We start from the raw sequence: 23732 nt of genomic DNA, 5'->3' as shown, positions 1-23732 counted from the left end.
GGAGCTCCCCCGCCCGTTCAGTGCACGTCACCCTTCTGTCCCATGTCACACCGCATAATGATCAGACACCTGGTGGGCGCCGTCGCCGTGGCGGTGCTCGCCGCGGGCTGCGGCACCGCGGGCGGCCCGCCCAGCGAAGCCACGGCAGGCGGCACCCTGCACGTGCTGTCCAGCATCGATCTGGAGCACCTCGATCCGGCGCGCAACTACGTCACCTCGTCGCAGAACTTCGGCAGGCTGATCTACCGGACGCTGACCACCTACGCGGCCGCGCCGGGCGAGGCGGGGGGCGAGATCGTCCCCGACCTCGCCACCGACACCGGCAGGCCCAGCGACGGCGCTAAGACGTGGACCTTCACCCTCAAGGAAGGGGTGAAGTTCGAGGATGGCAGGCCGATCACCAGTCGCGACGTCAAGTACGGCGTGCAGCGGTCGTTCTCGCCGGACCTGCCGGAAGGCCCCCCGTACGGACGCACGTGGTTGGCGGGCGGCGAGTCCTACAAGGGCCCGCAGCGCAACCCGGAGGGGCTCGCGTCCATCGAGACACCGGACGACCGCACGGTCGTGTTCAAGCTCAACCGCTCCGTCGCCGACTTCGGCTCCACCGCGTCGATGCCGCTGTTCGCTCCCGTCCCGCAGGACAAGGACACGGGTGTCGCCTATGACACCAAGCCCGTCTCCTCCGGCCCGTACCGGATCGAGAAGTTCGAGCAGAAGAAACGCCTCGAACTGGTGCGCAACCCGCACTGGGACGCCAAGACCGACAGCGTGCGCAAGGCGCTGCCCGACCGTGTGGTCGTGGAGCTCAACCTGGACCCGGCGGTGATCGACCAGCGGTTGATCGCGGGTCAGGGCGACGACGCCGACGCGATCGCCGTCGAGCCCATCGGCGCGGCCTCCGTCGGCCGGGTCGTCAACGACCCCGCGCTGAAGAACCGGCTCGTGGTCGGCGAGTCCAGCAACACCCGATTCCTGTCGATCAACACCAGCCGAACGCCGCTGGACAACCCGAAGGTGCGCCAGGCAATCGCCTACGCGGTGGACAAGGACGCGCTGCGCACGGTGCGCGGCGGCCCGATCGCGGGCGACCTCGCCACCACGCTGCTGCCGCCGTCCGTGGCGGGCCACCAGCCGCACGACCCGTTCGCCACCCCTGACGGCAAGGGCGACCCCGCCAAGGCCAAGGCGCTGCTCGCGGAGGCAGGCGTGCCGACCGTCTCGCTCACCCTCGACACGCCCGCCACCACCACCGGCAAGGCGATGGGCGAGGCCGTGCAGGCGTCGCTGGGCCGCGCGGGCATCGAGGTGAAGATCAACGCCATCGCGTCATCGGCGTACTACAGCACTGTCGGCAACACCGCCGAGCAGCACGACCTCGTGATCGACGGCTGGACACCGGACTGGCCCGGCCCGTCGACCTACCTGCCACTGCTGTTCGACGGCCGCACGATCACGCCGGAGGGCAACAACAACCGCTCGCGCTACAACTCCCCCGAGGTCAACGCCAGGTTCGACCAGATCGCCGTGATGACCGACCCGGCGGCGGCCACGACCGCCTACGGCGAACTGTCCCGCGAGATCATGGGGGACGCGCCGGTCGTGCCGTTCCTGTGGGACAAGTCGGCGATCCTGGTCGGTCCGAACGTCACCGGCGCCTACGGCCACGTGGGCTTCGTCGGCCGGATCGACCTGGTGTCCGTGGGTCTGCGTCGATGAGCACGGGAATCGCCCCCGGCGCGGTGCCGCTCGCGGTCGCCGTGGGCCCCGAGCGCGCGGTGTCGTCGCTGGTGCGGCGGGTCCTACACCGGCGTTCCGCGGTGGCGGCCCTGGCCGTCGTCGGGCTGCTGGTGTTCCTCGCCCTCGCCGCGCCGCTGATCACGTGGCTGACCGGGACCTCGCCCACTGAGTTCGGCAGCGACGCGGTGGATCCGGCGCTGGGTGGCCTGCCGCGCGGGGCGCTCGGTGGGATCAGCGCCGAGCACCCGCTGGGCGTCGAACCGGTCAGCGGCCGCGATGTGCTGGCCCGGATCGTCTACGGAGCACGGGTTTCGCTGCTGATCGCCGTGCTGGCCACCGCCGTCTCGGTGGCGGTCGGCACGGCCCTCGGCTTGGCCGCCGGGTTCTTCGGCGGCGCGGCGGACGCGGTCGTGGGCAGGCTCGCGGACCTGCTGATGTCCTTCCCCAGCCTCATCTTCATGATCGCGCTGATCTCCGCGCTCCCGGCCGTCGAGCGCGAGTTGCTGCTGGTGGTCGTGCTCGGCGGGTTCGGCTGGCCCTACGTGGCGCGGATCGTGCGCGGCCAGGCGATGGTGCTCTCGCGCAGCGAGTTCGTCGACGCCGCTCGCGGTCTGGGCGCGTCGCGGCGCGCCCTGCTGCTGCACGAGGTGCTGCCGAATCTCACCGGTCCGGTGCTCGTGGTGGCCACCCTGTCCATCCCCGGCTACGTGGCCACTGAGGCGGGCCTGTCGTTCCTCGGCGTGGGTGTCCGTCCGCCCACGCCGTCGTGGGGCCAGATGATCGCCTCCGCGGTGCCCTGGTACGCGGCCGACCCCGCCTACTTCCTGATCCCCGGCGGCTTCCTGTTCGCCACGGTGCTCGCGTTCACGGTGCTCGGCGACGCCGTGCGCGACGCGCTCGACCCGAGGAGCGGATCGCGGTGACCTGGTATGTGCTGCGCAGGCTGGCCGCCGCCGCGGCGGTGCTACTGGTGATCTGCGCGCTCACCTTCGCGGTGTTCTACCTGATGCCTGCCGACCCGGCCCAGGGCGCGTGCGGCAAGGCGTGCAGCCCCGAGCGGATCGCGCAGATCCGGGCCACCCTCGGCATCGACCGGCCGGTTCCGGTCCAGTTCGCCGCTTACGTCGGCGGCATCTTCGCGGGCCGCACCTACGGCGACGGCGCGCAGGCGATCGAGTGCGGGTTCCCGTGTCTGGGCTTCAGCTTCCAGACCAACCAGCCGGTGTGGGACACGTTGACCGACCGGCTGCCGATCAGCGTGTCCATCGCGCTCGGCGCGGCGGTGCTGTGGCTGCTCGTCGGCTGCGCGGCGGGCGTCCTCGCGGCGCTGCGCCGGGGCACGGTGTGGGACCGGGCCGCGATGGTCGCGGCGCTGGGCGGCGTCGCGATGCCCATCTACCTGACCGCGCTGCTGCTCCAGTACGTGCTCGTGGTGCGACTCGGCCTGCTGCCCTATCCGCGCGAGGTGGCGCTGACCGACGACCCGGTGGGGTGGTTCCAATCCATGCTCATGCCATGGTGCACGCTCGCGATGCTCTACGCGGGCATCTACGCCCGCATCACCCGCGGCGAGATGCTTGACAGCCTGAGCCGCAACTACGTGCGCACCGCTCGCGCCAAGGGCCTGCCCGAACCCGTGGTGGTGCGGCGGCACGCCCTGCGGCCCGCGCTGATGCCGATCGTCACGATCTTTGGGATGGACGTGGGCGCGCTGCTGGGTGGCGCGCTGATCACCGAGTCCGTCTACGGGCTGCCGGGCGTCGGCAAGCTCGCCGCCGACGCGATCAACAGCGCCGACCAGCCGGTGATCCTCGGCGTCACGCTCTTCGCGGCAGCGTTCGTGGTCATCGCCAACGTCGTGGTGGACCTGCTCTACGCGGTGCTCGACCCGAGGGTGAGGGCCGTCACATGAGCCTGCTCTCCGTGCACGGCCTGACCGTCGACTTCCCCGGTACCGGGGTGCGCGCGGTCGACGGGCTGGACCTCGAGGTGGACGCGGGCCGCGTGCTCGGCGTCGTGGGCGAGTCCGGCAGCGGCAAGTCGGTCACCGCGCTGGCGGTGCTCGGGCTGCTCGACGGCGCCCGGGTCTCGGGCTCCCTGCGGTTCGACGGCCGCGACCTGGCCGCCTTGAGCCGCCGCGACCGCCGACTGCTGCGCGGCGACCGCATCGCGATGATCTTCCAGGACCCGCTGTCCTGCCTGAACCCGTTCTACCCGGTCGGCTTCCAGATCGCGGAGGCCTACCAGGCGCACCGGCGGGCAGGCAGGCGCGCCGCGCACCGGGTCGCGGTGGACATGCTGGAGCGGGTCGGCATTCCCGAACCCGACCGGCGTTCCCGCGCCTACCCGCACGAGTTCTCCGGCGGGATGCGGCAGCGGGTGATGATCGCGATGGCGCTGTGCCTGGAGCCGGACCTGCTCGTCGCCGACGAGCCGACCACCGCGCTCGACGTCACCGTGCAGGCGCAGATCCTCGACCTGCTTCGGGACCTGCGGGAACGCACCGGCGCGGCGATCATGCTCATCACCCACGACATGGGCGTCGTGGCGGGCCTGGCCGACGACGTCGTCGTGATGCACGGCGGGCGCGCCGTGGAGTCCGGACCCGTGCGGCGCGTGTTCGGAGAACCCGCGTCCGCCTACACCCAGGGCTTGCTCGGCTGCGTGCCGCGCGTCGACGGCCCGCTACCGCACCGGCTGCCAACCGTGGAGGCACCGTGACCCTGTTGCAAGCCGAGGGACTGGTCAAGCGCTACCCCGTCCGGCACCGGCTCACCCGAAGGCACGTCGGCGAGGTCAGCGCCGTGGACGGGGTCGACCTGCACGTCGGCGCGGGAGAGACGCTCGGCCTGGTGGGTGAGTCCGGCTGCGGCAAGTCCACCGTCGGCAGGCTGCTCACCCGGCTGGACACGCCCACCGCCGGCTCGGTCCGTTTCGCGGGCCGGGAGCTCACGGAGGTGGGCGAGCAGGACATGCGGGTCCTCCGGCGCGATCTGCAGACCGTGTTCCAGGACCCGTTCTCCTCACTCAACCCCCGGCACACCGTGCGGCAGGTCCTCACCGCGCCGTTCCGCTACCAGGGACTGACCCCGGACGAGTCGGTGGAAGACCTGCTGGTGCGCGTGGGCCTGCGCCCGGAGCACGCCGCGCGCTACCCGCACGAGTTCTCCGGCGGACAGGCGCAGCGCATCGGCATCGCCCGCGCCCTCGCGCTGCGGCCGAAGCTCGTGGTGTGCGACGAACCGGTGTCCGCGCTGGACGTCTCGGTGCAGGCGCAGATCCTCAACCTGCTGTGCGACCTGCAGGACGAGTTGGGTCTGAGCTACGTCTTCATCGCCCACGACCTCGGCGCGGTGCGGCAGGTCAGCACCCGCGTGGCCGTGATGTACCTGGGCGTCGTCGTGGAGACCGCCGATCGGAGCGCGCTGTTCGGCCAGGCTCTGCACCCCTACACGCACGCGTTGCTCTCCGCCGTGCCGCTGCCCGACCCGGACGCCGAGCGCGGCCGTGAGCGGATCGTGCTGCGCGGTGATCTGCCCAGCCCGTTGGACCCGCCCAGCGGCTGCCGCTTCCGCACCCGGTGCCCGAAGGCCGCGGACCTGTGCGCGCAGGAGCGGCCCGTGCTGCGCGAGCTCGCCCCGGGCCACCGTGTGGCCTGCCACTTCCCCGAGGAAAGGATCCGATGACCCGCCATCGACACCCGACCCGGTCCTACCGCCTGCCGGGGCTCGCGGTGACCGACCACATGTTCCCCGTGCCGCTGGACCACCGCGACCCCGCCGGGCCGACGATCGACGTGTTCGCCCGGGAGGTGGTCGACCCGGGCCGCGCGCACGAGGACCTGCCGTGGCTGCTGTTCCTGCAGGGCGGGCCGGGCGGCAAGGCGCCCCGGCCGATGCCCACCGGCAACGGCTGGCTGAGCCGTGCCCTGGCCACGCACCGCGTGCTGCTGCTCGACCAGCGCGGCACCGGCCGCAGCACCCGGGTGAGCGCGCGCTCGGCCGCCGCGTTCGACTCCGCCGAGGCGCTGGCCGACCACCTGGCCCTATTCCGCGCCGACTCGATCGTCGCCGACGCCGAGTCGATCCGCGGGCGCCTGTGCGGCGACCGGCCGTGGGAGACCCTGGGCCAGAGCTACGGCGGCTTCGTCACGCTCACCTACCTCTCGCGGGCACCCGAAGGGCTGCGCGCCTGCCACGTCACCGGCGGCTTGTCGAACCCGCACGCCACCGCGGAGGACGTCTACGCGGCGACATATCCGCGCGTACGCGAGAAGGTGCACGCCTACTACGAGCGCTACCCCCAGGACCGCGACCTGGTGCGGCACTTGGCCGACCTGCTCGACGGCCACGACGTGCGGCTGCCCGACGGGGACCGGATGACCGCCCGCCGCCTGCGCGTGCTCGGGTTCGCGCTGGGCATGGGCGACGGCGCTGAACGCGTGCACTGGCTGCTCGACGAGGCGATCGGCCCGGACGGTGAGCCGTCGGAGACATTTCTCGCGCAGGCCATGGCACTCACCGGGTTCGTGGACAACCCGCTGTTCGCCGTGCTGCAGGAGGCGATCTACGGACAATGCGGGAAGGCGACCGCGTGGGCGGCGCAGCGGGTGATGGCCGACTTCCCGGAGTTCGCGGGCGACGCGGACCCGCTGTTGTTCACCGGCGAGATGTTCTACCCCTGGATGTTCTCCGAGATCCGCGGCCTGCGTCCGTTCCACGACGCGGTGCGGCTGATGGCGGAGCGGACTGACTGGCCAGACCTGTACGACGCGGACCGCTTGGCGGCCAACCGGGTCCCGGTCGCGGCGGTCGTCTTCCACGACGACATGTACGTGCCCACCGAGCTGTCGCTGGCCACCGCCCGGCAGGTGGGCTCGCTGCGAACGTGGATCACCAACGAGTGGGAGCACGACGGGGTCACCGCGTCCCACGACCGCGTGCTCGGCCGCCTGCTCGACATGACCGCGGGACGCGTGTGAACCCGATGGAGGAAACCATGTTCGACAAGTCCCGGCCCGACAAGACCCCGCGCCGACTCGGGGCGGTGCTGGCCCTCGTCGTCACCGCGGCGATGACACCCGCCCTCACCGCCACCGCGGCACCGGCCGCCGTCGCGGCGGCGCCCTCGCCCGCCGACTGCGCGCTGCCCGGCCGCACCGGTTGGACCGACGAGGGGCACGACACCGATCCCGTCCAGTTCCAGCCCGCGGTGGGCGCGCGCCGCGTGCTGATGCTGTTCGTGGACTTCCCCGACGCGCAAGCGACCGACTCCACCGAGACGTACGAATCCCACCTCGCGCCCGCCGACGCGTGGCTGCGCCAGGCGTCGTACGGACGCACGTCGCTCGACATCACGCCCGTGCGCCGGTGGCTGCGGATGCCGCAGGACTCCACGACCTACGGGTTCGATCGCGGCATCACGTTTGAGCAGCATGAGCTGTACATGAAGCAGGCAGTGGCCGCGGCGGATCCCCACGCCGATTTCTCGAAGCAGGACATGGTGTTCGTGGTGCCCACGCGCAACGCCGCCGCCATCCGGTTCTCGCCGACGTACCTATTCGACCCGGCCACGGCCGGGATCGTCGCGGACGGCGCGCGGGTGAAGTGGGGTGTCACCTACGGGCAGGACATGTGGCGGTGGGGCCACAAGGTCGTCGCCCACGAGACCGGCCACACCTTCGGCCTGCCGGACCTGTACGCGTTCACCGCGCCGGGCCACCAGTACGTCGGCGGCTGGGACGTGATGGGGCTGATCTCCGGGCCCGCGCCGCACTACCTCGGGTGGCACGCCTGGAAGCTGCGCTGGATCGACGACAGCCAGGTGGTGTGCGCGACTCGCACCCGCGCGGTCCGGCTCACGCCGGTGGAGCGGCCGGGTGGCGTGAAGATCGCGGTCGTGCGCACCGGGGAGACCACGGCCTACGTGGTCGAGTCGCGGCGCGCCACCGGGCTCGACGAGCGGGCCTGCTCGACCGGCGTGCTGGTCTATCGGGTGGACTCGGGGACCTGGACCGGAAGCGGCCCGGTCCGCGTGGTCAACGGCAACCCCGACGCCACGCCGCCCGCCGGCTGCGAGCGTCTGGACATGGCGGCCCACCGGCCGGGCCAGTCCTTCAGCGCGGACGGCGTTCGGATCGACGTCCTCGCGGGTGACCCCACCGGAGACACCGTCCTGATCAACCGGAGTTGACCCTGCGGGGCGGGCCCCGGCGCCGGTTGTCGCGCACGGCAGACTGAATGTCCCAAGTGGACGTATGCCAGAAGTTGCCAATCACGGCTCGCACGGCCTCCACCGGGCCTGCGCCGTTTACCTTTCTGCCAACTACCCGCTACTCGGCTGCCCGTGTCGCGGGCAGAACTGGAGGTCGCATGTCCAGCATCCGCAAATTGCTCGGCTCGGTCTTGGCGCTGGCCGCGGGCGCCGCGGTGGTGTCGAGCGGGGGTGCCTCGGCCCTCGCCGACGTCCCGAGTGGGTCGTGCGCGTTGGCCCCCACGAGCGCGAACCTGTCCGAGGGAGTGCCCACCCCCTCGGGGTACACCCCGTCGACCGGGACGGTGAAGGCAACGATGGTCTTCGTGGACTTCCCGGACGCCCCGGCGAACGACACCACGACCACACTGCGCGACCAGTTGGTGCCCGGCGGGCCGAACTGGTTCGCCACCAGCTCCTACGGCAACCTCTCGCTCAGCGTCAACGCGGTCACCAGCCGCTTCTACCGGATGCCCCGCAGATCGACCGACTACGGCTACACGCGGGGGCTGACCTATGAGACCCACCGGACTTACATAATGGACGCGTTGGCCGCCGTGGGCACGACGGTGAACTTCACCGGCACCCACCTTCTCTACGTGGTGCCGACCCGCGCGGCGTCGGCGATCTCCTTCTCGCCGACGTTCATGGGCTCCGCCAGGGCGGCTGACGGCACCGTCATCGGCAAGTCGGTCACCTTCGGCCAGGACATGTGGCATTGGGGCAGCAAGGTGCTCAACCACGAAACCGGCCACGCGATGGGCCTGGCGGACCTGTACGCCTTCGGCGGCACCGACGGCAACCGGTTCGTCGGCGGCTGGGACGTGATGGGCCTGATCAGCGGTCCGTCGCCGGACATGTCGGCCTGGCACAAGTGGAAGCTGAACTGGCTGACCTGGAGCCAGGTGGGCTGCGTCAGCGCAGCAGGCCGCTACCAGGACACGCTCACCCCGGTGGAGGTGGCAGGTGGCCGCAAGATGGTCGTGGTCCGCACCAGTTCCACCACCGCCATCGTCGCCGAGGTCCGCTCAAGGTCCGGATTGGACTCTGCGGCCTGCGCCACGGGTGTGCTCGTGTATTCAGTCAACACGGCGACTGCGAGCGGCTGGGGCCCGATCATGGTCCAGGACTCCCGTCCGTACTCGGGCGGCTGCGCCGGCCACGAACTCAACGACGCCCCGTACGGCGTGGGCGGCCGATTCCGCGACAGCACCAGCAACACGACGATCGACGTCGTCAGCCGCAACGGCGACAACTACACCATCAACATCGCGTTCCAGGCGTAAAGGAAGCCGCGACCTACCCGCGGGCCGCCTTCCTGATGCGGCGGCCATACAGAGGTGGTCTTGGCAGGCAAGGAACCCGAAGCCAGGGAAGTAAGCCGCAGTCGGCGAACTGGGCCGTGCCGGCAACCCGGTCCTCCAGCAGGTGAGTGTCTTGGGGTGGGCCGCGGCCACAGTGGTGACCGGTCTCGGTGGCGGGCAGGACCGCCACCGAGACCGGTCTGCTCAGCAGGACATGGAGACCGTCTCGTGCCGGAAGGCGTCCATGATGCGGTCGAAGACGGCCGGGGTCCAGGGAGAGCGGGCCGTGCCCGATCAGGTGGCCCAGACCTGGTCCTGCACATGATGTTGCTGGAGTTGTCCTTGGCGGTGTCGAGGAATGCCGACGTGTACGGGGAGCCCAGGCAGTGGCGGATGCTTATCCAGTCGTCTGGCGCATCGTTCCCCGGGCCGATTCGCGGCGGTCGGCTCACCACGTGGTGGCGGGCCGACCTCCAGGCTGGGATTGCTGCTCCTCGAAGTGCACTGTACGCGTGATCATGAGGCGCCAGGCGCTGGTTCGACTGGCGATTTCGGGCTGGCCGGTGTCGCGGTGGCGGCCTTGCTCTGGGTGTTATTCGAGCCGATGGCCCACTGCCTGCCAGGGACGAACTCGCCCAGTCGGCTCAAGCACCGACTGAACGCGGTCGCCTCGCCAAACCGGCATGCACCGAGGGCGGCCTGTCGGTCGCGATCGACAGGTTGTTCGGGTTGGTGAACGACGACATCACGCAGTCCGCGGTGAGCGCCGCGCCCTCGGCGACCACCCGCTGCAGGAAGGGCAACCGTGAAGCGCCGTCACGCGTGGCGTTCCCCTGGGAAGCACACGGGGAACGCCACGCGAGCACATCGGACTGTCCTGTGTGAATTCGTCGACAACGAAGGGCACATGGCGACCCGGGGTTACACGCCGATCACGGTGACCTCGGCCGCGGAGGTCCACGGGCCGCGGCTGCCCGCCTCGGTGATGGCCCGCAGGCGGACGAACCGAGCCGTGACCGCGGGGAACGTGACCGATTTCTTGGTGGCCGAGTCCGCGAACGTCCCCGTCTTGACCGGACTGCCCCACGTGACACCGTCGACGCTCAGGTAGATCTCGTACTGGCCGACGCGCCCGTCGGCGCCGCCGTCCTGGCGGGGCAGGTAGTCCACACCGGACACCGAGCGGGCGCAGCCGAGGTCGAGATCGATGCGGTGCGGCAGCGGGTCCGCGCCGCCGGACCACTTGGTGTGCCACAAGGTGCTGTTGTTCCCGTCGGTGGCGTTGACCCCTTCCCCGCGCTCGCCGGTGAGTTCCTGGCTGTCGACGGCGATGACATGCGCGGGCAGCGCGGCCGGGGTGGTGCGGGCGCCGATGGTCGGGTCGCTGGTGGAGGCGGCGCCGGTCTCCATGTGGCCCGCGAAGCGACGCAGGAAACCGTCGGTGGTGTCGGCGGTGGCGGTCAGGTCGTACCAGTGGTTCGCACTGGTGACAGTGAAGTACTCCTCGACCGTGGCTCCGGCGGCGACCGTGTAGTTCCACGGACCGTCGGCGCGGTAGCGGTTGGCACGCACCGTGACCACACAGGACTTCGAGCCGGCATTCTTCATGGTCAGGTACACCCGGCCCTCGCCGGGCGCGTACCGCAGGGTGACCTCGGGGTTGGCGTTGCCGCTGGTGGTCGCCGTGACCCGGTTGCCCGCGAACTGCCGCAGGAACCCGTTCGGGCCGTAAACGGTGCAGTCGTAGGCGCCCGCGGGTGTGCCCACGACGTAGTTGTCCGACACCGTCTTTCCGGCCCCTACGGTGTACCGCCAGGCCTGGGGTGCACGGAACCGGTTGGCGTACAAGGAGAAATGGGAACCCGCGGTGCCTTCGCTGGTCAAGTCGAACCACATCGCGCTCGCCGTGACCCGAGCGTTGACAGTGAGGACGTACGGCAGTGGCCGGGCTGGGCGGGTGCCCGGCTCCTGCACGGGCATCGCCTGGGTGGCGGGAACGGTGGGGCGGGGGAGGTTGGCGGTCTGCCAGTTGGCGTTGGCGACATAGTGCGACGTGTCCGGCAGCACGGGCAGCGTGGAGGTGCCGGTGCCCGCGAAGTCGAACATCGAGGTCAAGTCGCCGCACACGGCGCGGCGCCAGGGGCTGATGTTGGGCTCGGCGACGCCGAAGCGGCGTTCGAGGAACCGTAGAACCGAGGTGTGGTCGAAGACTTCCGAGCACACGTAGCCGCCGCGCGTCCACGGCGACGCCACGATCAGCGGCACCCGGTAGCCCAGGCCGATCGGCTTGCCGTCGGTGTGGATCTCCCCGGAGTTGGTGACGGTGGACCGGCCGTCGTCGCCGTCGCCGAACTCGCCGTTGACCGGGGGCACCGGCGGCGGGATGTGGTCCCAGAAGCCGCCGTACTCGTCGTAGTCGAGTATGAAGACCGTCTTGGCCCACACCGCCGGGTTGGCGGCCAGCTTGGCCAGCAGCCGAGCGGTGAGGTCCTCACCCGCGGGCGGGTGAGCGTCGGCGTGCTCGGAAAGTGCCTGTGGGGCTACGATCCACGACACCTGGGGCAGCGTGCCGTTGGCGATGTCGGCGCCGAACGCGGCGGCCAGGTCGGGAACCACGGCGACGCCACGGTCGTAGAGCGGCTGGCCCGGCCTGGCATCGATGAACGACTGGAAGTACTCCAGCAGGTTGTCGTCGAAGTCGTCGCTCTCCTGGTACACCTTCCAGCTGACGTCCGCGGCCTGCAGCCGCTCGGCGTAGGTCGTCCAGGTGAAGCCGGTGCCGCTGTTGCCGACCTGCGACGGGCCGCCGACCGAGCGGCCGTTGCTGCCGCTCACCGCGAACAGGCGGTTCGGGTTGGTGCTGGTGAACGACGACTGGAAATAGTGGTCGCCGATGGTGAACGAATCGGCCAGGGCGTAGTAGAAAGCCAGGTCGGGCCGAGTGAAGCAGCCCATGCCCAAGTCCGGGTTGCGCGCCAAGCAGAACTTGTCGTACAGGCCGTTGTTCCACATCGTGTGGTCGCCGCCCCAGCCCCAGCCACTGGGCGCGGAGATATCCACCGCGTAGGTGCTGGTCGTGTCGAGCCGGAAGGGCAGCATGTACCCGTCGGCGTGCAGCGTGGTCGGCTGGTGGAACACGGTGCGGCCGCTCTGCCACTTCAGCGCGGTCGGGTCGCCGTAGCCGCGGACGCCGCGCAGGGTGCCGAAATAGTGGTCGAACGGGCGGTTCTCCTGGGTGAAGATGACGACGTGCTGGACGTCGTTGATCGTGGCCCCCGGCTGCACTGGGATGGACAGCAGGTCGCGCAGCACCTGGGGCAGTACGCCGGTCGCGGCCACCGCCGCCGCGGCCCCGGACATGCCGAGCATCCTGCGGCGGCTCATTTCGCGATCGTTCGCGGTCATGCGGTCCTCCATGGTCTGTTTGACGCCCGTCGTGCCGGTCACAAGGCAGGGGGCGCTTGGGCGTTGCGGAGATTCGACAGGCTCCGTGCGGGCTTCAGAACGCGCTCACTGCCAATGGCGGGCATAACCCGATCGGCTATGCCGGTCCGGTCACTCGTCACCCTGAAATCGGCGCCGAGGACCGCTCCTCGGGCAGTCCTCGACGCCGAGGTCGTCGACCGGGAATCACCAGTTCTCGAGCAGTTCCTCCGCCAGTCCGAAGGACAGCGTCATCCCGGCGCCGCCGAGGCCGTTGACCACGGCGACATCCGGGTCCGGATGGGCGACGAACACGGGTGCGCCGTCGGGCAGGGAGGGATAGATGCCATGCCAGCGTTCGGCGATGCGCGGGTTGGGCACGGCGGCGAAGCGGGCGAAGTACTCCAGGATGGCCTCGTCGATATGCTCGTACTGAAACGGGTCGTGGGTCAGCCGGTAGTCGTGGCTGTCGCCGATGGTCACCTCGCCGTTCGCGGTCTGGGAGACCAGGACGTGGATGCCCGCCGCCAGGTGGTCGGGCAGTTCCGACGCGTATCGCTCGCGCACCGCGGCCAGCGAAGAGCAGTGGGCGAACGACTTGTAGTGCAGCAGTGTCAGACCCGCGCACAGCGATGGACCGAGCGTCCACCCGTCCGGCTGCGGCTCGGTGCGCATCATCTGGAGCTTGCAGCGTCGGATACCGCCGGCGGCGAACACTTCCGGGTACAGTGCTTGGAATTCGTTGCCGCTACACACGATTACCCGTCCGACAGACCACTCCCCCGCGGTCGTGCTGACTGTCGGGAGGTTGATTTCCCTTACCGCGGCGCCGAAAACCACTTCGACGCCGAACTCCACGGCCAACACCTCGGCGACGGCCGGGATGGCCGTGCGCGGGTCGACGTTGGTTTCGGTCGGGCTCCACAGCGCACACCGCAGCCCGTCGGTGCGCGCGGTCGTGCCGCGTTCGGCGACTTCGGCCGGAGTCAGCATCCGCACGCCGTTCGCCACCGCCGCGGGCGAGGTGGCCAGGTACTCCTCCAGCACCGCCTGCTCGTCGGCGTGGTGTGCCAGGTGCAGCGACCCGCTCTCGGCGTACCAGGCCCCGGCGCGCTTGAGCAGATCGACCCAGATGTCGCGGCTGCGGATCGCGGTGGCATAGCGGTCCTCGGCCTGGCCGACCGGCCACAGCAGACCGAAGTTGCGGATCGACGCGCCGACGGCGCGGTCGTCGCGTTCGAAGAGGACCACGCGGTGGCCCTGGCGGGCGGCGGCCAGCGCGTGGGCCAACCCCACGATGCCACCGCCGACCACCGCGACATCGGCGTTGTTCGTCTTCATCGTCGGTGTTCCCTTCATCAGGCCGCGGCCGGCATGGAGTTCCATCGGGGCAGCAGGATCAGCGCGGCGACCAGGGCCGCGGCGGCGAAGCCGTAGAACAGCGCGCTCGTGCCCAGGTACCCCGGCAGCAGGCCGCCGAGCACCGCCCCGATGGAGCCGCAGCCGTTGACGAACCCGGCCGAGGCACCCGCGTGCTCGGATGTCCCGAAGTCGACGGCGCACACACACGAGATCATCGCGTCGGCGGCGTAGACGAACAGCCCGATCAGCGCCAACATCGTGGCCATCACCGCGACGCTGCCCGACGCGGTCAGCGGACCGAACAGCGCCAGCACCACGACCAGGCCCAGCAGGCTCAGCACCGCGGACGGCACCCGCCGAGCCTGGAACACCTTGTCCGACACCAGCCCGATGAGGAACGGCGCGACCATGCCCGCGGCGCCGAAGGCCACCGGAAGCACGATCGCCTTGAGGGTGCTTGCCTCCGGGATACGCTCGATGACGATCACTGGGCCCCACAACAGGATCGCGTATCTGGCGGGCTTGAGCAGGAAGTACGACACGCCGAGCAGCAGCACCATGCGGTCGCGCACGGCGGCCAGGAACGCCTCGCGCACCGACCGGGCGGGCTTGGGGCGCTCCTGCGTCGGGACGGCGTCGCCCCGGAACTCGTCGATCGGGGGCAGCCCGACATCGGCAGGCTTGTCGCGCTGCAACACCGCGAACGCGACCAGCACGGCGAGCACAACCACTGAGCCCGCAAGGAAGGCGACCCGCCACGAGTCGAACACGCCGTAGGCGATCCACCCGATGAACGGCGCCGCCGCCAATCCGCCGAACGCGTAGTTCGTGCTCCACAGCCCGAGCACTCGGCCACGCTCGCCGATCGTGAAGAACTGCGCGACGTTCTTGCACAGCGACGACCAACCGGTCGACTGCGCCAGCCCCTGGACGATCATCAGCGGCGCGAACAGCACCAGCGCGGGCACCACGCCAAGCAGCGCCGACGCGCCCGCGGACATGGCCAGCCCGCCCAGCACGACCACCCGCGGTCCGAACCTGTCGGCCAGCGTGCCCCACGCGAACTGGCCCACGGCGTAGGCGATGAGGTAGAGCGCGTCGAGGTTGCCGAGTGTGGCCTTGGTCAGCAGTCCGTCCTGCAGGATCCCGACTTTCGCCACGGACATCGTCTGTCGGGTGAAGTAGAAGCCCGCGTAGGCGATCCAGGTGATCGCGAAGATCTGGATACGCCAGCGCCGGTACAGCGGGACTATGTCGGCGTCGGCCGTCCGAACCTGATGGGCAGTTGATTCGCTCATGTCACCTAGTTCCTTGCAGACCGGATCGGCATGGATGGGAGGTGGTACGCGGATCACGGTCCGGAAGTGGGGACCACACCGGCTCGGGATGTCCGTCAAAGCTGGACAATGTGTAGCCCGTCACACCCCGGTTCAGGAACTGCCCGCCTGCCGATAGGACCCATAGTCGAACGACAATACCTGGACGTCTGCGCAGGTCAAAGGGATGATGACGCCTGGGCTGGAGTGTGCTCGGCGGGCGTTTCGCGGGCCGTTATGTGGAGGGCCAGGCCTGCAGCGCGCGGACCACACTGACGAACGCGCGCTCAGCGGGCGAGAGCTGCCGGTCGCGGCGGTGGGCGAGCACCACGGGCCTGCTCAGCGGTGTCGGGTCGATGGCGATCCTGGCAAGTCGGCCGTCGCGCAGTTCTTCGGCGACGCTGTGCTCGGAGACCAAGGCGATCCCGAGGTCGGCCCGAACGGCTTGTTTGAGGGTTTCCGGGCTGCCCATGTTCGCCGTGCTGACCTCGGAGAGTCCCCATGCGGCCAGGATTTCCTCCTGCAGACCGCGGGTGCCCGATCCCCGTTCGCGCAGCAGGAACCGCTCCCGCCACAGCTGCTCCGGGGTGGCGGGCTTCCCAGCAAGCGGGTGAGCGGGCGCCACCACCAGCACGATGGCGTCGGTGATCACTGCGGCGGTGTGCAACTGCGGCGCGGCGGGCGTCCCGGCGAACACGCCGAGCCCCACTTCGCCATCGAGCAGCCACCGCTCCAACTGGGTGGCGTTGCCGACGAACAGGTCGCACACGACGTCGGGGAACTGCGTGCGGAACTTGGCCAGCAGCGGCGGCAGCAGGTAGGTGCCCACCGTGGTGGTCCCGCCGACCGCCATCCGCCCCGACCGGACGCCCTGCACCGCGGCGATCGCGGCCGCCGCCTCGTCGGCCAGGGCAAAGATCCGCCGCGCGTAGTCGACCAGCACCTCACCCTCGGCGGTGGCCCGGATCCGCGGGCCGGACCGGTCGACCAGGATCGCGCCGAGGGAGGACTCGAGCTGCCGCACCTGGTTCGACACCGACGGCTGGCTCATGTAGAGCTTCTGCGCCGCCGCCGAGAATCCGCCGCACTCGACGACCCGCAGAAAGATCCACAGCCGGTGGAGGTTCAGTTGCACCGGACTATGGTCTCCCATTCTCGCCACTCTGTCCGATCAGTACGTGATGCAGGCCGAACGCCACTCGGTATAGAAGTCCCACACCTGCGGCGAGCACTCGGGCGGCCCGTACTGCGACAGCTTCGACCCCATGTGCGGCAGGTGCGCGTACGCGCCCACGCCTGGTCGGTTGACGTGCAGCATGCCCGCCTCGAACCGCTCCAGCGCCTCGAAGATGCGGGCCGGGTTCTGCGTGAACAGCGTCCCGGACATGCCGTATTTCACCGAGTTCGAGATCCGCATGGCGTCATCGAAGCCGTCGCAGTCCACAACGGACAGCACCGGCCCGAAGACCTCCTCCTGCGCGATCTCGCTGTCCCACGGCACGTCCCGCAGCACCGTCGGCTGAACGTAGAAGCCCTCCGGCACGCCGTCGACCACCCGTTCGCCGCCGACGAGCACCTTCGCGCCCGCGTCGACCGCGCCGCGCACCGCGGCCAGGCAGGCGTCGAGGCGATCACGGTTGACCACGGGGCCGATGTCGGAGTCCGGGTCGGTGCCCGGACCAACCCGCATGGTCTTGACCCGATCGTGCAGCCGGTCCAGCAGCTCCTCCTTGACCCGCACGTCGACCACGACCCTGCTGGTGGCGCTGCACCGCTGGCCGGACTGGCCGAACGCGCCGTGGACGATCGCGTTGACGGCTTTGTCCAGGTCGGCGTCGTCGAGTACGATCAGCGCGTTCTTGCCGCCGAGTTCGAGCTGGGTGCGCAGCAGGCGGTGCGCACCCGCGGTGTGGATGGCCGTGCCTACCGGCAGGGATCCGGTGAACGAGATGCCCGCGACGCGCTCGTCGGCCACCAGCGCCTCCCCCGCCTCCCTGTCACCCTGGACCAGGTTGAGCACGCCGTCGGGCACGCCCGCGTCGGCGAACACCTGGAGCAGCAGAGCGGAGGTCAGCGGCGTGAACGGCGATGGCTTGAGCACCGCCGTGCAGCCCGCCAGCAGCGCGGGCGCGACCTTCCACATCGGAATCGCCAACGGGAAGTTCCACGGCGTCACGAGACCTACCACGCCCAGCGGGCGGCGGAAGGTCATCGACCAGGTGCGCGGCTCCTCCGCGGGAGTGGTGACGCCGTTGAGCCTGCGCGCCTCGCCCGCGGTGTACTCCAGGATCGCCAGTGACCGATCGACCTCGCCGCGCGCCTCCACCAGCCGTTTGCCCTGCTCGCGGGTGATGGCGGCGGCGAACTCGTCGATCCGCGCCTCCAGCAGCCGCTGCGCCCTGGTCAGCAGCGCGCCGCGCACGATCGGGCCCTTGGCGGTCCACTCGCTCAGCGCCGCGGCCGCGGCGTCGACGGCCACGGTGACATCGGCCGCACCGGACTCGGCGAACTCGCCGATGACGTCGGACAGGTCGCCGGGGTTGGTGTTGGTGCGGGTGTCGCCAGACCGGGCAGGCCGCCAGGTCCCCGCGATGAAGTTGTTCCGGTGCTGCTCGCTCATGAGTCCGTCCTGATGGCGATGAGGGGAGCCGACATGGGTTGGCACGTGTTCACCGACATACGGTCATCCGGCGTTGGTGAAGTTCAACGCGACCCAGTATGCGTCGAAATTGCGGAGTCGGTGGTCTTCCGGCAGCCCGTCGACAGGGCGGTTGACCAGGAACGGGACGCGCTGTTCGGTCAACCCGCCGTGCGAGCGCAGCGGCCGGTCCAGCTGCGTCAGATCGTGGCGCTCCGCGGTCGTGCCCAATGCGGTGTTCCGCGCGCCGACGACGGCGAGGTCGCCGATACGGTCGCCGGGTAGCTCGAAAGTCTCCACCGCCTCCTCACGGGTCAGCACCCCGGCTACGCCCACGATGGAGCCCAGCTCGGCTGCGGCGGCGGCCCGGTCAACGCCCTCAGGCAGGTACACGAAGGCAAACGAGCCCAGCGCGCCATGGTGAACGGTGTACGGATCAGTGATCGGCAGGATGACCCGCGCCGCGTCCGCGCCGTAGCGGGCGTCCAATTCGGACTGCAGGTAGACCACACTGGGCTTGCCCACGTCGGTCGACTTGGCGTTCATACCGTGGTCCGCGGTGACCACCAGGACAGCGCCAAGCGCGTCGAGCTGCGCGAAGTAGCCATCCATCATGGCGTAGAAGTCGTCGGCCTCCGGGGTGCCCGGCGCGTACTTGTGCTGTACGTAGTCGGTCAGCGACAGGTAGGTGAGGTCCGGGCGGTAGTGCTCCAGCACATGCACGCCCGCGGCGAGCACAAACTCGCTAAGGTCCGCGCTGTAGACCGACGGCAGCGGCTTGCCCACCCGCGCGAGCACATCGTCGATGCCATGCTCGGCGATAGTGGCCTGGTCCGCCTTCTCCGCGGAGAAGCAGATGGCCTTGTTCGTCGGCTCGAGGCCGCAGCCCAGCAGCCTGCGCAGCTTGTCCTTCGCGGTGACTACGGCGACCGACCCGCCGGACCCGGCGAACTCAGCGAAGATCGTCGGCGCCCGCAGGAACCCGGGGTCGTTCATCATGACCTCTTCGCCCCGCTCGGCATCGAAGAAGTAGTTGCCGCAGATACCGTGCACCGACGGCGGCCTGCCCGTGGCGATCGACAGGTTGTTCGGATTGGTGAACGACGGCATGACGCAGTCGGCAGTGAGGGCCGCGCCCTCGGAAACCAGCCGCCGCAGGAAGGGCATTCGACCGTGCGCGATGGCCTGCTCGTGGTAATCGGGCTCGCTGCCGTCGATGCACACCACGACGACAGGTGCGACGGGGGCGTCGTAGGCGCGACCGTTGACCACGAGGGGTTGGGGGGATGACATGGACGCTGCCCTTCGTCGGAGAGTGTTCATCCATGTGTAATCCCGAACGCGCCCCGACAGAACTCCGAGACTTCCTATAGGGCCTATAACCGGGTGATCGAGGCCACGGGTCCGACCGCTTCCGCACTGGTCAAGATATGCGATGAGAGGCAGTCGCCGAGACGGCGCGCACACCCTCACTCAGGCAGGCCACGAGGTGACCGGGGCTGCTGACGGCCGTCAGCCCAGCGGCCATTGCCACCGAACCGCGACAGCTTCGGCGTCAGATGATGGCGATTGGAGATCCGTCCAAGAAAGCGGGATGACCGCGCTGCCGGCGGGCGCGGCCGACGACCTCGCCGACATCGAAATCGACCCGGCCGGGGTTCCCGAGTTCCACCAACAGGTCTACCGGATCGCCCGGGGCATCCCGCCGGGCAGCACGCTCACCCATGACGAGGTCGCCCGCGACCTCGGCATGCCCGGCTCGGCTCAGGCCGTGGGCCCAGGCGCTGGGCCGCAACCCGTACCCGATCACCGTTCGTGCCACCGGGTGCTCGGCGCGAACGGCAAGATCGGCGGCTTCTCCGCGGGCACGAAGCTCCGCATGCCACCATCGAGGGCGCGGCCCCCAACGGGAAGCCGTCACTGTTCTGACGCCGCCGAGGGGGCAGGGCGCCCCCTCGGCGGCAGTCGTCAGCTCGTGTAGTTCGCCACCAGGCTCACCCCCGAATAAGCGGAGTACCCGTACAGGGTCACGTGGTACGTGCCCGCCTGCGCCGTGGGGAACTCACACCGCTCGGTCGACGAGGACGACCAGGACCCGCAGTCGTAGGAAGTGGTCGACGCGGCGCTGCCGAACTTCACGTACAGGTCCATGTCGCCGGTGCCGCCCCAGGTCGAGAAGGACAGATTCCTCGCCCCCACCGGGACGGCCAAGGTGTACGCGGTCGACGAGCGCTCCGCGCCGGACAGGCCCGTCACCGTCACACCCTTGGTCAGCTGGTTGCTCGGGGTGGTGGTGCCGCCGCGGAAAGCGGCGATCGTGGCCTTGGTCTGCTCGAGGACCCTCGCGTTGTCTTCGCGGTAGATGGTGCCCATCGGGACCCCGTTGTAGGTTTTGCGGGGGTTCGACCAGTAGTTGAGGCGCGGGCAGTTGCAGCCCATGGGGTAGGCCATGATCGTGCGCCACGAGTAGCCGTACCTGTAGCCGTGGCCGTAGGCGTATGGCGACGACGGGGGGTACTCGTCGTCCCCCACGGCGTGGTCGGCGAACAGCAGGTGGCCGATCTCATGGCCGAAGCTGTAGTTCTGGCCACACCTCGACACCGCATGGCCGATGACCGTGGCCCCCACCGCCGCCGCCATCCTGGGTCTGCACACTGACTTCGCCGAGTCCTCCGCCCGGCACATCAGCGCCGCGCCCACCGCACCTGGCTCACCGTCGGATCGCGTCGCGATCAGCGCGCTGCTCGACGCCGAACTGGTCACGCCAGGAGACGAGTTCGTGTGGGAACGCCGCAACTCCAGCGTCCGCCACACCGCCCGCGTCAGGGTCGACGGCACCCTCGCGCTGGCCGACGGCCGACTGTGCGCCACCCCGACCGGCGCGGCCACCGCACTAGGCGGATACCCACAGCACGGCTGGGGCACATTCCGCCGGACGACCGACGGGCGCACGCTGGCCGACCTGCGAACCGAACTCCACGCCACACACCACCAGTAACAGCCCGCGCACCTCGTCCACCGGGAGGATTCTCCACGTGACCCGGCCCGAGTCCACAATAGACTGTGAAACCGTGTGGGGCGCGCAGGCCGGGATCGGCCTCGGCTACACCCTGGAGGCAGCGGCCGTGCGGCTCGCCGCCGATATCGCCGAACTCCGCGAAGACGGTGGCATCCCCGCGCACGTGCGCACCGTGATCACCGTGCTGCCGCAGCAACGGATCCTGGAGATCCGCGTCGAGGGCTTGTCGATCGAGGCCGACCCCGACCGCATCACCATCCGCGAAGTCGCCACCACACTCTTCGAACTCACCAGCGACCACAACATCATCACCCTCGACGCCACGACCCCGCCGCTGTTCACCCAACACATCCTGCTCGTCGGCACCGACGGCAAACCGTTCCACGCTGTGGTCGGCGCGGGAATGGGCGACGTGGAAGACGTTATGCCGCTGTACGTTCCGGATGGACATGAACAGATCTGACTCGGTGACCTGGTGTTTCCGCGAGATATGATTGCCAGTAAGCGGGGCTTGTGTTCGCTCTACCTTGATCACTCGCCACCCAACTGGTGGCTAGTGCCGTTTCCTGGAGCCTTGGCTGGGCTAGCGATCTCCGAACGACCGAGTCGGTCGGACAGGGAAACCGTTACGCCACACGGTCCATTTCCGCCTGTTGCGCGCACCGGCATTGCCAATTCCGCGCCGACGAAGCGTCCATACAGGTCGAACACCGCGAAACCCGAAGGGGCGTAACCGATGCGACCACGGACGGAATCGCACAACCAGCGAAATCCGTTTCGCCGCACCAATCCGTGTTCACACAAAGCTGGTGGGGTGACCGGCCGTGTCCTGTTGACTTTCCGTGAGGAGATTCCGATGCCTGCGTGGGTGAATGCACGCGACGTTCCCGAGATCAGAGCGCACATGACGAGGTGGACGCGAGACACGGGCGTCGACGGTGCGGCGAACTGGTTCCGCTTCTTCCTCGGGCCGAGCCCTGCCGGGGCGGCCGAGTCACGAGTGTTCGACCGTGTCGACGATGTCGCCGGTGCCGATGGCGGCCACCTTTTGCCTGTGAGGTCGATGTCGTGGTTCCACGTCGCGGAGTGGAAGGCCGGGCCGGCGAACCGGTCGCGGCCCTCGATGCCGGGGTACGCCGGCCGGAGAGCTGACCCACAGCCGGCATGAGCACATCGCCGCTGATCTCTTCGCCGGAAGTGAGGGTGACCGTCCAGCGGCGGTCGGCGTCATTCCACGCGCACGACTCGACCTCGGCGCCGAGGCGCACGCGTCGACGCAGGACGTACCTGTCGGCGATGTGTTTGAGGTAGTCGAGGATCGACTGCGTGGGGCGAACCTGCGCGGCCAGTCTCGGTTCGGCTCGAAGTCAGCCAGGGATACCCACTGCTCAACCCGTGCGGGCTGCTGCTGACCGGAACAGGGGACTTCCTCTGGGACACCGGGAACTTTCCCCCTTCACCTGGGAGGTCACAATCGACCCGCTGACCAATCTGCTGACCTTGCACGCGACCAACACCGGCGGGCCGATGACCGGTGACCCGGGCACGGCGCTGCCTATCGCGCCGATCGTCAACCCCGACTGCGCACCCAACAGGCTCAGGACCGTGGCCGCCTCAACTGATCACCAACCCCACGGCCACATAGCCACAGGCCGACCTCCAGATCCCGCAGGCAGGGAACTCCCCGCCCGCAGGATCTGCCTTGACATCAGCCAACCGGCCCCCTGATCAAGCATCCGATGAGACTCTCGCGGCTCAACGGCCAACAACACTGAGATCGGAAACAAGCGATAAGACTGATCGGTGCGGGCTTGGACCTCGTCCACGGTCACCAGCAAGTTGTGAGACGGCGCGGACACGGGCATCACTCGTCCGGGAGGTCCAACTAGGACACTCCGTCACCAACACGAAGATCATTTCATCCGATTGACGTATCGACAACAGCACCATTCAGCCTCAAAGCTTGGCGGCGAACGGATCATCGCGACCCTGGAGACCGACTGTGCGAAAGATCGTCTTGGTGGCTGCTGCAACCGCCGCTGCCCTGCTGATCGTCACCCCGGCCGCAAGCGCCGATGACAACGACGGCCAGGGCGACTCCGCAAACATCGAGATCTACACGCTCCTGCTGACCGCCGATTTCGAGCTGACACTCGGTTCGGCCGATCTCGGCTGATGGCGGATACCACCAGATCGCTGCCCGATCATTGTTGACTCACCAGTACGTCCATACAGCACAGATCGGGATGGCATGCACATCATCGGAAAACTCACCCTCACCGCTGCTGCAGCAGCGGCTACCGTGCTCATGGCCGCGCCTGCGGCCAACGCCGCCACTGTCGAACTCGGGGCCGACACGGGACCGGTTCAGACGATGCTGATCGGTGGCATCACGACTGATCCGCTCAACGAGCTGGGCATCCCGGAGACCACGGTCAGCGCGGTCACGGCCCTGGCTGGGATTCACGCCAAGGTCACCTCCGACAAGTAGAGGTCCACCGTGCTGTTCCGGCCTCTGAGATCCTGAAGCTGCGATCAGGTGCAAAGTAGCGGCGCTGTTCCTGGTCAGAGGCCCGCTAGTGAAGGGTGCGGGCGGAGAGCTGGTCGAGGCGGGGGCGTCGGTTCTCGGGCGGAAGTCAAGTTGGCGGGCATCCTTGGTCCGAAGGTTTCGGGAGATTCGG

At 69.3% G+C, this 23732-nt stretch carries 20 protein-coding genes; 13 read left to right on the top strand and 7 right to left on the bottom strand.

Annotated elements, in window-relative coordinates; genetic code table 11:
* Positions 1–42 precede the first annotated feature (42 nt).
* From ACUZ2Y_RS30235 to ACUZ2Y_RS30200, 8 genes are all read left to right on the top strand, one after another.
* Positions 43–1716 carry an ABC transporter substrate-binding protein gene (locus tag ACUZ2Y_RS30235; RefSeq protein WP_476325286.1) on the top strand — a complete coding sequence of 558 codons (1674 nt, stop codon included), beginning with the start codon at positions 43–45 and terminating at the stop codon, positions 1714–1716.
* On the top strand, positions 1713–2660 hold the full coding sequence (locus ACUZ2Y_RS30230; RefSeq protein WP_476325284.1) for an ABC transporter permease: 948 nt from the start codon (positions 1713–1715) through the stop codon (positions 2658–2660). The genes ACUZ2Y_RS30235 and ACUZ2Y_RS30230 overlap by 4 nt, the downstream gene beginning before the upstream one ends.
* Positions 2657–3649, top strand: coding sequence for an ABC transporter permease (locus ACUZ2Y_RS30225; RefSeq protein WP_476325282.1), 993 nt, complete (start codon positions 2657–2659; stop codon positions 3647–3649). Before ACUZ2Y_RS30230 ends, ACUZ2Y_RS30225 begins: the two co-directional genes overlap by 4 nt.
* Positions 3646–4458, top strand: coding sequence for an ABC transporter ATP-binding protein (locus ACUZ2Y_RS30220; protein WP_476325280.1), 813 nt, complete (start codon positions 3646–3648; stop codon positions 4456–4458). The genes ACUZ2Y_RS30225 and ACUZ2Y_RS30220 overlap by 4 nt, the downstream gene beginning before the upstream one ends.
* On the top strand, positions 4455–5423 hold the full coding sequence (locus ACUZ2Y_RS30215; RefSeq protein WP_476325278.1) for an ABC transporter ATP-binding protein: 969 nt from the start codon (positions 4455–4457) through the stop codon (positions 5421–5423). Before ACUZ2Y_RS30220 ends, ACUZ2Y_RS30215 begins: the two co-directional genes overlap by 4 nt.
* Positions 5420–6718, top strand: a complete 1299-nt coding sequence (locus ACUZ2Y_RS30210; protein ID WP_476325276.1) for an alpha/beta fold hydrolase — start codon at positions 5420–5422, stop codon at positions 6716–6718. The genes ACUZ2Y_RS30215 and ACUZ2Y_RS30210 overlap by 4 nt, the downstream gene beginning before the upstream one ends.
* A 17-nt stretch (positions 6719–6735) precedes the next feature.
* Positions 6736–7929, top strand: a complete 1194-nt coding sequence (locus ACUZ2Y_RS30205; protein WP_476325274.1) for a M6 family metalloprotease domain-containing protein — start codon at positions 6736–6738, stop codon at positions 7927–7929.
* 179 nt (positions 7930–8108) lie between these two features.
* Positions 8109–9275 (top strand): M6 family metalloprotease domain-containing protein, encoded by a 1167-nt coding sequence (locus ACUZ2Y_RS30200; protein WP_476325272.1) that lies wholly within the window; start codon positions 8109–8111, stop codon positions 9273–9275.
* A gap of 939 nt (positions 9276–10214) precedes the next feature.
* On the opposite strand, the gene ACUZ2Y_RS30195 is transcribed toward ACUZ2Y_RS30200, so the two are convergent.
* From ACUZ2Y_RS30195 to phnA, 6 genes are all read right to left on the bottom strand, one after another.
* The gene (locus ACUZ2Y_RS30195; protein WP_476325270.1) at positions 10215–12698 is read right to left on the bottom strand and encodes a phosphocholine-specific phospholipase C; all 2484 of its coding nucleotides are present in this window, start codon (positions 12696–12698) and stop codon (positions 10215–10217) included.
* A 225-nt stretch (positions 12699–12923) separates the two neighbouring features.
* On the bottom strand, positions 12924–14102 hold the full coding sequence (locus tag ACUZ2Y_RS30190; protein ID WP_476325268.1) for a TIGR03364 family FAD-dependent oxidoreductase: 1179 nt from the start codon (positions 14100–14102) through the stop codon (positions 12924–12926).
* Positions 14075–15376: an MFS transporter gene (locus ACUZ2Y_RS30185; RefSeq protein WP_476325266.1), complete on the bottom strand. Its 1302-nt coding sequence runs from the start codon at positions 15374–15376 to the stop codon at positions 14075–14077. The genes ACUZ2Y_RS30190 and ACUZ2Y_RS30185 overlap by 28 nt, the downstream gene beginning before the upstream one ends.
* A gap of 253 nt (positions 15377–15629) precedes the next feature.
* Positions 15630–16529, bottom strand: coding sequence for a LysR family transcriptional regulator (locus ACUZ2Y_RS30180; protein ID WP_476325264.1), 900 nt, complete (start codon positions 16527–16529; stop codon positions 15630–15632).
* Between the two features lie 36 nt (positions 16530–16565).
* Positions 16566–18014, bottom strand: coding sequence for an aldehyde dehydrogenase family protein (locus tag ACUZ2Y_RS30175; RefSeq protein ID WP_476325262.1), 1449 nt, complete (start codon positions 18012–18014; stop codon positions 16566–16568).
* Positions 18015–18077: 63 nt separating this feature from the next.
* On the bottom strand, positions 18078–19325 hold the full coding sequence (gene phnA / locus ACUZ2Y_RS30170; RefSeq protein ID WP_476325260.1) for a phosphonoacetate hydrolase: 1248 nt from the start codon (positions 19323–19325) through the stop codon (positions 18078–18080).
* Positions 19326–19626: 301 nt separating this feature from the next.
* Between phnA and ACUZ2Y_RS30165 the strand changes: the two genes are divergently transcribed.
* Positions 19627–20013 (top strand): methylated-DNA--[protein]-cysteine S-methyltransferase, encoded by a 387-nt coding sequence (locus ACUZ2Y_RS30165; protein ID WP_476325258.1) that lies wholly within the window; start codon positions 19627–19629, stop codon positions 20011–20013.
* Here ACUZ2Y_RS30165 and ACUZ2Y_RS30160 read toward each other — a convergent pair.
* Positions 20001–20660, bottom strand: coding sequence for a PPC domain-containing protein (locus ACUZ2Y_RS30160; RefSeq protein WP_476325256.1), 660 nt, complete (start codon positions 20658–20660; stop codon positions 20001–20003). The genes ACUZ2Y_RS30165 and ACUZ2Y_RS30160 overlap by 13 nt on opposite strands.
* Between ACUZ2Y_RS30160 and ACUZ2Y_RS30155 the strand changes: the two genes are divergently transcribed.
* The 4 genes from ACUZ2Y_RS30155 (at position 20644) to ACUZ2Y_RS30140 (ending at position 23542) form a co-directional block, all read left to right on the top strand.
* Positions 20644–21030, top strand: coding sequence for a restriction system modified-DNA reader domain-containing protein (locus ACUZ2Y_RS30155; protein ID WP_476325254.1), 387 nt, complete (start codon positions 20644–20646; stop codon positions 21028–21030). The two genes, ACUZ2Y_RS30160 and ACUZ2Y_RS30155, sit on opposite strands and share 17 nt — an antisense overlap.
* A gap of 73 nt (positions 21031–21103) precedes the next feature.
* Entirely contained in the window at positions 21104–21514 is a 411-nt protein-coding gene (locus tag ACUZ2Y_RS30150) for a hypothetical protein (protein WP_476325252.1), read from the top strand.
* Between the two features lie 1539 nt (positions 21515–23053).
* Positions 23054–23227 carry a hypothetical protein gene (locus ACUZ2Y_RS30145; RefSeq protein ID WP_476325250.1) on the top strand — a complete coding sequence of 58 codons (174 nt, stop codon included), beginning with the start codon at positions 23054–23056 and terminating at the stop codon, positions 23225–23227.
* A gap of 75 nt (positions 23228–23302) precedes the next feature.
* On the top strand, positions 23303–23542 hold the full coding sequence (locus ACUZ2Y_RS30140; protein WP_476325248.1) for a hypothetical protein: 240 nt from the start codon (positions 23303–23305) through the stop codon (positions 23540–23542).
* Positions 23543–23732: the final 190 nt, after the last annotated feature.

Source organism: Actinokineospora sp. UV203, assembly GCF_056323665.1.
Note: the sequence above shows the minus strand (reverse complement) of the source record. Positions and strands in the feature narration are given on the sequence as shown.

Coding starts and splice junctions, on each gene's coding strand:
- ACUZ2Y_RS30185 (WP_476325266.1), bottom strand. CDS start 15,376: ATGAGCGAATCAACTGCCCATCAGGTTCGGACGGCCGACGCCGACATA.
- ACUZ2Y_RS30175 (WP_476325262.1), bottom strand. CDS start 18,014: ATGAGCGAGCAGCACCGGAACAACTTCATCGCGGGGACCTGGCGGCCT.
- ACUZ2Y_RS30220 (WP_476325280.1), top strand. CDS start 3,646: ATGAGCCTGCTCTCCGTGCACGGCCTGACCGTCGACTTCCCCGGTACC.
- ACUZ2Y_RS30140 (WP_476325248.1), top strand. CDS start 23,303: ATGCACATCATCGGAAAACTCACCCTCACCGCTGCTGCAGCAGCGGCT.
- ACUZ2Y_RS30155 (WP_476325254.1), top strand. CDS start 20,644: ATGACCGTGGCCCCCACCGCCGCCGCCATCCTGGGTCTGCACACTGAC.
- ACUZ2Y_RS30200 (WP_476325272.1), top strand. CDS start 8,109: ATGTCCAGCATCCGCAAATTGCTCGGCTCGGTCTTGGCGCTGGCCGCG.
- ACUZ2Y_RS30190 (WP_476325268.1), bottom strand. CDS start 14,102: ATGGAACTCCATGCCGGCCGCGGCCTGATGAAGGGAACACCGACGATG.
- ACUZ2Y_RS30210 (WP_476325276.1), top strand. CDS start 5,420: ATGACCCGCCATCGACACCCGACCCGGTCCTACCGCCTGCCGGGGCTC.
- ACUZ2Y_RS30195 (WP_476325270.1), bottom strand. CDS start 12,698: ATGACCGCGAACGATCGCGAAATGAGCCGCCGCAGGATGCTCGGCATG.
- ACUZ2Y_RS30235 (WP_476325286.1), top strand. CDS start 43: ATGTCACACCGCATAATGATCAGACACCTGGTGGGCGCCGTCGCCGTG.
- ACUZ2Y_RS30230 (WP_476325284.1), top strand. CDS start 1,713: ATGAGCACGGGAATCGCCCCCGGCGCGGTGCCGCTCGCGGTCGCCGTG.
- ACUZ2Y_RS30205 (WP_476325274.1), top strand. CDS start 6,736: ATGTTCGACAAGTCCCGGCCCGACAAGACCCCGCGCCGACTCGGGGCG.
- phnA (WP_476325260.1), bottom strand. CDS start 19,325: ATGTCATCCCCCCAACCCCTCGTGGTCAACGGTCGCGCCTACGACGCC.
- ACUZ2Y_RS30165 (WP_476325258.1), top strand. CDS start 19,627: ATGACCGCGCTGCCGGCGGGCGCGGCCGACGACCTCGCCGACATCGAA.